Origin of the sequence: Bifidobacterium jacchi (assembly GCF_009078285.1) — a bacterium.
Lineage (GTDB): Bacteria > Actinomycetota > Actinomycetes > Actinomycetales > Bifidobacteriaceae > Bifidobacterium > Bifidobacterium jacchi.
Map to the genome: position 1 here is coordinate 1 of NZ_RQSP01000066.1, position 7727 is coordinate 7727.

Consider the following 7727-nt stretch of genomic DNA (forward strand, 5'->3'; position numbering starts at 1 on the left):
TTGAGTTCGTAATATCTTTGCGCTAAGCCCAGTCCCGGCGCAAGGATTTTACGAAATGGCCGTTCTTTCCGAGAATTTCTTGCGCTAACCATCCATCGCTAGTTGATCGCTAATTGATCTCCCGGCGCAGATCTCCCGGCGCAAGGATTGTACACCGCTACAGCACCGCTACAGCACACCGCTACAGCACACCGCTACAGCACACCGCTACAGCACGGCCACCGGCGGAATCACGCCGGTCGCGTCCACGGGCCACGGCTCCGGCACGCGCACGCACAGCGACCGCCGCTCCACGCTGAACCGGATGTGCTTCGTGCGCCCGAGCATGTCGCCGTCGACCTGCGCGAGCACCGGCCGTTCCAGCGTGATCTCCGCGCTCACGCCCTGAATCTGATCGATGGTCGAATTCGTCGACAACGGGCTCGACCCGGCCTTGCCGGTGATCGTCTGATGCACCACATCGCCGAACAGATTCGCCCACCCAAGGATGCCGCCCGACGTGTCGATCACCTCGAAATCAAGGATTCCATCATCGTAGATCGCGTTCGGCATCAGCGAAAACACCGGAATCTGACCGCAGTTGCCGGCCATGAACGTGCGGAACGACAGTCCGAGCTTGGTATGCCGCTCGCCGTTCGCGTCCAGAATCGTCACGTCGCCCTTGTACTTCGGTTTGAACAGATTCTTGATGCCGCCCACGAAGTAGGCGAGCCAGCTGATGTTCTTCTTCAGTTTCGGATTCGTGTCGTCGATCATCGCCGCGTCGAAGCCGATGCCGGCGATGATCAGGAACGCGTGCCCATGATCGGCCTTGCGATCGTCCAGCAGCGACAGCCGACCGATGTCGACGTGCCGCGATCCGTGCGACGTGGCGGTCAGCAGCGCCGCATCCACGTCGCCGATCGGAATGCCCATGTTGCGGGCGAACAGGTTGCCGGTGCCGATCGGAATGATGCCGAGCGCATGACCGGTGCCCGACAGCGCGCTCGCCACGGTGCGCACGGTGCCGTCGCCGCCCACGGCCACCACCACGTCCGCGCCGTGATCAAGCGCCTCCAGCGCGCACGCGCGGCCGTCCTTGTCGAGCTGCGTGTCGATGAATTCGATGCTGGTGAGCCCCTTCGCCCGGCAGAATTCGCGGATGTGCTCGCGATGCTGCTCGGCCTGCGGCTTGGAGGGGTTGATGATGAACGCGTAGCGCACCTGATCGTCGTCACGTTCGTTGAGCTTGCGGACGCGTTTGAGGCGGCGGCGGAGGCGCAGCGCGATCATGATGACGATGAGCAGCACGAGGACTGCCGCGCCGACGATCGCGATGATCGCGGGCACGGGCAGCTGCTGCGGCTGGATCATCTCGTTGATCGCGTTGACTCTGCTGGTCTCGTTGATTGCGCTGATCGCGCTCGCCGGCGTGGCATGCGCGGTCGCCGGCGTGGCATGCGCTGCTGCTGCGGCCGGTGCGGCCTGTGCGGCGGCTGCGAGTGACGTGAGTGGCGTGGTTGACGGCATGGTTCCATTGTGGTCGCATCCGCCGCCGCTTCCCGTCCCGATTCCGCGAACTCAACGATTCCTGCACGTTCGCCGCAGCACGTTCGCCGCGGCGCAGGCGCAGTGACGCTGGCGGAGAGGGCGGTTGCTGATGTTGCTGTTGCTGCGATGATTGGTGCTGATTGGTGATGATTGTGCTGATTTGTGCAGGTCTGTGCTGATCGGCGGCTGATCGGTGGCTGGCCGGCGGTTGGTCGGCGATGCGTGGCGGCTGGTAGGCGAAGGCCGATACACTGGAACACATGCTTGATTCTGGTGTGCGCAATACGATCGACCGTGTATGGGATGCCTTCTGGTCAGGCGGCATCTCCAACCCGCTTGAAGTGATCGAGCAGATCACCTACCTGCTGTTCATGCGCCGTCTGGATATCAACCAGCAGCGTGCCGAGAAGAAGGCGGCGCGCACCGGTCAGCCGATCGAACATCCGATTTTCGCGGAAGACCAGCGCAATCTGCGTTGGAGCGTGTTCAGCGAACAGTCGCCGGAGACCATGTATCGCACGGTTTCCGACGAGGTGTTTCCCTTCCTGCGTGCGATGGGCGGGGAGGAATCCTCGTACGCCGAGCAGATGAAGGACGCGCGCTTCACCATCCCCACGCCCATGCTGCTCGCCAAAACCGTTGACATGCTTTCCGAAATCGACATGTCCAACACGGACATGAACGGCGACCTGTACGAATACCTGCTGTCGAAAATCGCCAGTTCCGGCGTCAACGGTCAGTTCCGCACGCCGCGGCACATCATCGAGCTGATGGTCGCGATGATGTGTCCCACGCCGCAGGATACGATCTGCGATCCCGCCTGTGGCACGGCTGGATTCCTGGTGGCTGCCAGCGAATACGTGCGTGAGCATCATCCCGAAACGCTGAGCGACCCCGCTTTGCGCGCCCGCTACGCGTCCGGCATGTTCCACGGCTACGATTTCGACCGCACGATGCTGCGCATCGGCAGCATGAACCTGATGTTGCACGGCATCGACGACCCGAACGTGCACTATAAGGATTCGCTGAGCGAGGCGGGCGACGTGGATGCGGGCAGGTATTCGCTGATTCTTGCGAATCCGCCGTTTTCCGGTTCGCTAGATTACGAGGCGACCAGCGCCGTGCTATTGCGCGTGGTGAAAACGAAGAAGACCGAACTGCTGTTTTTGGCGCATTTCCTGCGCATGCTCGAACCGGGCGGACGCGCGGCGGTGATCGTACCCGAAGGCGTGCTGTTCGGCTCGACCACCGCGCACAAGAAACTGCGCAGGATGCTGGTCGAAGAGCAGAAGCTGGATGCGGTCATCAAACTGCCGTCCGGCGTGTTCAAGCCCTACGCTGGCGTGAGCACGGCGATACTCGCCTTTACGAAAACCGATGCAGGCGGCACTGATGACGTGTGGTTTTATGACGTGCACGCGGACGGATACTCATTGGACGATAAGCGCTCGCCGATCGAAGCGAACGATCTGCCGGATGTGCTCGCTAGGTGGGCGCATCGCGCCGACGAGTCGGAGCGTTCGCGTGCGCGTACCGAACAGTCGTTTGCCGTGCCGAAGGCGGAGATCGCGGCGCAGGAGTACGACCTGAGTCTGAATCGGTACAAGGAGATCGCATACGAAGAGGAGGCGCATCGCGAGCCGGGGGAGATCTTGGATGAGATCGACTCGCTTGATTCCGATATCGCGGCCGATATCGCGGCGCTGCGGGAGCTGCTCGCATGATGGGTTTGACCTTGGCTCCCTCTGAGATGGCTTTCTTTCCGGCTCCCTCTGAGATGGCTTTCTTTCCGGCTCCCTCTGATGAGGGAGCTGTCGCGCGAAGCGTGACTGAGGGAGAGATTTCTTTCTGTGGTGTTCGCGGCGGCCGCGGTCGGGCGGCATGTATGATGCGCGACACACTCAAGGCTTCGGCTTACGCCGACTTCGCAGCGAAGCTGCTCACTTCGCCTATGGACAGTCCGCTGGACTGTTCATGCACGGCTCAGCAGCCAAGCCTACGGTCGCGCATCATACATGCCGCCCGACCGCTCGGTAGCGTTGTCATGGTGCGAAAGGTGAATCGATGACGGATATGGTCAAGTTGGGCGATGTGCTGACCGTGGATGTTGTGCCTGAGCGCATCAATGAACCGGAGAATGAAATGTTCGTGACGGTTCGTCTGCGGTGTGGTGGCGCTGTGGAACGTCCGATTAAGGATGGCAAGACTCCGGTGGCATTCACTGGATACCGTATTCACGCGGGGCAGCTGATTTATTCACGTATTGATGCGCGCAATGGTGCATTTGCGATCGTGCCGGACGATCTTGACGGAGCAGTGGTCAGTAAGGATTTCCCGGCGTTTCATATCGACGAGTCGATGGTTATGCCGGCATATCTGATGTATTTTTTCCGTGCTGGATTATTGCAGCGTGTCATCCAGCAGCATAGCCAAGGCATTACCAATCGTCAGCGCATCAAGGAGGACGAACTTCTTTCCTTCCCGATACAATTGCCGCCGCTTGACGAACAGTGTCGCATTGTGGAGATCCTTGATCGAGCCGACGCCATCCGCGCCAAGCGCCGCCACATGCTTGCCGATTTTGACGAACTCAAGCAGTCTGTGTTCGCTGAAATATCGAGCAGTGATCAGTTCCCGACGGTGAAAACAGGTGATGTCATACTCGACATGCGCAATGGCGTGTCACCATCGAAAAAAGGAACTGTGCGCGCCACCGTGCTGACGTTGTCAGCTATTACGCAGGGGGTATTTGACACTAGTGCAGTCAAAGATGGCACATTTGATGTTGAGCCGGCATCTGACAAACGTGTAACGAGCCGTGATTTTTATATGTGCCGGGGCAACGGCAATAAGAATTTGGTGGGGGTCGGTGCGTATAGCAACGAGAATCGTCCAGACTTGGTTTTTCCCGACACGGTAATAGCCGGCACTGTTGATGAAAATCGTGTGCTACTGCCGTATTTAGAGATGATTTGGCGTAGCCGACCTGTTCGCAATCAAATCGAACAGCACGCGCGGACGACAAATGGCACCTATAAGGTCAATCAGCAGTCATTGTCCAATATTGATATCCCCCTCCCACCCATCTCCCTCCAGCGCGAGTTTGCGCGGCGGGTGGAGTCTATCGCGGCGGCGCGGGCGAAGGTCGAGCGGGCACTCGCCTTGGATGACGAGCTGTTCGCATCCCTCCAATCCCGCGCCTTCCGCGGCGAACTGTGATTGCGTGCTTGGTTAACGTCTCTTAGCTGATTGTTTACCGCCAGTGACTGTTCACTGACCTTCAAGGCTAAGTGAGCGTACACTGAGGAGTGAGCGACAGACTATGATATGCGATAACATGTCTCATACGAAAGGAGGCTCGTCATGGTTAATCTCACCGATTTGTATAACGTTGATAAGGATAGCGCGGAATACGATTATCTTCGCTTGTGCGACGCGCCTCTGAGCGAGGATGTCTTGGAATTCCTCGGCAAATCTCATAAGGCGAAGTCCGACAGCGTTCAGACGATTCGCGAACGCGTCTACGCCTGATCAGTGAGCGGATTATCCTATGCCTATTCGTTTCCGCTTCACGGATAAATCAAACTGGCCTCAATTCGGGAAATCGTCGGTGCACATGTAGTTCATGTTGTACAATAGTCATGTATTTCTATTAAAAAATGATTATTATGGGTTTTAGAGAACGGCGATGCGATGATTCGTTTGAAAAGACTTGTTCTGGACAACATGAGGAACATATCGCATGGAGTCCTGGATTTCGATGATCTACCAGCCGGTGGCAGCGTCACGGGCATTTACGGGCAGAACGGGTCGGGCAAGACCACCGTCATCGATGCGATCGGGATACTGCGTGCGCTGCTGTCCGGAGGCATGCTGCCGGACACTGCCGGCGATGTCGTCAGTGCTAGCGCCGGCTTGGCGACCGTGACGGCGACTTTTTTCGTTGGCGACAAACAAAAGCCCGCGTATCTTGAGTACAAGGTGTCCGTGCGCAAGGCTAACTCGGATTCGACGCGGGCGCGCGTCGTCGCCGAATCGGTTCGTATCGGCGACGATCCCTCGCGTCTGGGCCGGGAGGTGCTGGGACATCGGATGGAGGATTCTGAGGCGGACGGGTTCGTGTCGACCCCGGTCTACGTGTGGCGTTCCATCGAGGCGGTTGCTTCGGTGAAGACCGTAGTCTCGCGCACCGCGGATCGGGCGTACATGGAAGGGCGTTCGTTCCTGTTCTCCCGGTGCGCCACGCTCGACGACCGGCCGGACGTCGAGTTTCTGATCGATTGGGCGGTGGCTCGAGTGCGGGAGGTGAACGGCGTATCCGCTAGGTCGCTTGCCTACATCAGCGAGCGTTTCGGTGAATTCGTGCGCATGCGCGAGGCTTTGTGCGATTATGCGATTAACGACGTCTTCGTGTCCACCACCCGTCGTGGCTCCTATGCTGCGTACGCGATCATTCCGATCATGGAGGAGAACTCGGCGGGTCGTAACACTGAGTTCCTTTTCGACCTGCTGCAACCCAATCCACTGACCCCCGGCCAGGCGAAGCGGCTTGGTCGGACCGTGGAGTCCTTCGACCGCATTCTGCCCACCATCGTGCCCGGTTTGCACGTTTTGCTGAAAACCAGCACGGCGCCTTCCGGCAAAGATGGCGAGGATCGTGTCACCGCGGAGCTGTTCTCCCGCCGCAGCGGCATCACGATCCCCTTCCGCTGCGAAAGCGAGGGCATCATACGTATCACCGCGCTGCTCGGCTACCTCAAGCATGCGTACAATGATGAGAACGCGCTGGTTGCCGTCGATGAGTTCGACTCTGGCGTGTTCGAGTTGTTGCTCGGCGACATGCTGGGTCAGCTGGCGGACGGGTGCGCGGGACAATTGGTGTTCACCGCGCATAACCTGCGGGCGTTGGAGGTATTGCCGAACAGCTGCATCCGCACGACGGTGACCGATCCCGACAACCGGTTTGCGACCATTCCCCGCAAGTCCTCCACGAACAACCAGCGCCGACGGTACTTGGCGGCCAGCGAGCTTGGGTGGAACGGCCCGGATATCTACGATTCGCCCATCCCGCGCATGTTCGGCAACAGTCTGTACGCCGCCGGTCATCCCGATGAGGACGACGACATCGACGCCGATTTGGATGCGCTCAACGCCGCCGGAACGGAGGCGGACCGTGGCTAAACGCAGAATCGTACTGCTGATCGTTGAGGGCGCGAGCGACGCCAGCCTGCTCGTGCCGGCATTCTCTGCGTTAATCGAGAACCGTCTATTCCGCGGACAGGAATTCCACTGCGACGTGCTGACCGCACCGAACCACCGAGAGGAGTTCCATCGGCGCAATGGGTTCTATCCCGCGGACAATCCTGCGAAAACCGTGCGCGAACTCGTGGAGTACTACCTCAAGGACCATGACCGCACATGGAGCCAGCTCGGCCATATCATCCAAATCTGCGACCTGGATGGCGCATTCGCGCCTGACGACTGCGTGCGGGAAGAACCGTCAATAGGTGAAACCCATTACTCGACGACCGACATCGTTACTGCCAACCGTGCCGCTCTGATTGCTGACCGGACGACCAAGCGAAACGGCACGGACACCCTGTTGAAAATCGACGGGTTCAGGAAGAAAAACGGGCGCACCACGCTCATGGTCCCATACCGCCTGTTCTACGTCAGCCGTAACCTCGAGCATGCATTCCGAGGCAGAATCGACAATCTGGACGCGAGACACAAGCAAAGCGGCGCCGTCAAACTGGCCGACCGTTTCACGCGAGACCCGGATCTGTTCTCGACAACACTTCAGTCACTGCGACGCATACACGGTAACCCGGCCACTTGGGAGGAATCCTGGCAATACGCGATGCAGGACTGCCACTCGCTCGAACGCGGCAGCAACCTCGCATTCGTGGAGCCGTACCTAGCCGGAGAGCTACAAAACTCATAAGTGAGCGTGCACTGTGAGGGGTGAGTGCCGGTAAGTGGATGCCCGTGATATCGGCGAGGTGGCTGGCAGGGAATTGCTTTCGGTGTGCGGGCTTCCACGATAGTTCATAGCAGCCGTTGGCATCCGTCAGATGCTGATACCAGCATTCCTGCGATTTCTTTCCCTGCTCTGTCATCAAAACACCAGCTCTATGAAGGTGTGGTAGTGCCCGGATTCTTGCGCACTTTGGTCTTCGCCCGGCTCTGTGACGATG

The 7727-nt window shown here is 59.1% G+C and carries 6 protein-coding genes; 5 read left to right on the forward strand and 1 reads right to left on the reverse strand.

All coding sequences use genetic code 11. The annotated features are described in order from the left end of the window. Positions 1 to 207: 207 nt before the first annotated feature. Positions 208 to 1335: a diacylglycerol/lipid kinase family protein gene (locus EHS19_RS10110; protein WP_241677215.1), complete on the reverse strand. Its 1128-nt coding sequence runs from the start codon at positions 1333 to 1335 to the stop codon at positions 208 to 210. 455 nt (positions 1336 to 1790) lie between these two features. Between EHS19_RS10110 and EHS19_RS10115 the strand changes: the two genes are divergently transcribed. The 5 genes from EHS19_RS10115 (at position 1791) to EHS19_RS10130 (ending at position 7474) form a co-directional block, all read left to right on the forward strand. Then, positions 1791 to 3254, forward strand: coding sequence for a type I restriction-modification system subunit M (locus tag EHS19_RS10115; protein WP_151917638.1), 1464 nt, complete (start codon positions 1791 to 1793; stop codon positions 3252 to 3254). Between the two features lie 340 nt (positions 3255 to 3594). Continuing rightward, positions 3595 to 4749: a restriction endonuclease subunit S gene (locus EHS19_RS10120; RefSeq protein ID WP_151917639.1), complete on the forward strand. Its 1155-nt coding sequence runs from the start codon at positions 3595 to 3597 to the stop codon at positions 4747 to 4749. Between the two features lie 144 nt (positions 4750 to 4893). Next, complete coding sequence (locus EHS19_RS10875; RefSeq protein WP_175578426.1) at positions 4894 to 5061, forward strand: hypothetical protein; 168 nt, start codon at positions 4894 to 4896, stop codon at positions 5059 to 5061. A gap of 162 nt (positions 5062 to 5223) precedes the next feature. Beyond that, on the forward strand, positions 5224 to 6711 hold the full coding sequence (locus EHS19_RS10125) for an AAA family ATPase (RefSeq protein WP_151917640.1): 1488 nt from the start codon (positions 5224 to 5226) through the stop codon (positions 6709 to 6711). Then, positions 6704 to 7474, forward strand: a complete 771-nt coding sequence (locus EHS19_RS10130; protein WP_151917641.1) for a hypothetical protein — start codon at positions 6704 to 6706, stop codon at positions 7472 to 7474. The genes EHS19_RS10125 and EHS19_RS10130 overlap by 8 nt, the downstream gene beginning before the upstream one ends. Positions 7475 to 7727 lie beyond the last annotated feature (253 nt).

What these genes read in the sequence shown, in the direction of transcription:
- EHS19_RS10125 (WP_151917640.1), top strand. Translation starts at nt 5,224, where the DNA reads ATGATTCGTTTGAAAAGACTTGTTCTGGACAACATGAGGAACATATCG.
- EHS19_RS10120 (WP_151917639.1), top strand. Translation starts at nt 3,595, where the DNA reads ATGACGGATATGGTCAAGTTGGGCGATGTGCTGACCGTGGATGTTGTG.
- EHS19_RS10115 (WP_151917638.1), top strand. Translation starts at nt 1,791, where the DNA reads ATGCTTGATTCTGGTGTGCGCAATACGATCGACCGTGTATGGGATGCC.
- EHS19_RS10875 (WP_175578426.1), top strand. Translation starts at nt 4,894, where the DNA reads ATGGTTAATCTCACCGATTTGTATAACGTTGATAAGGATAGCGCGGAA.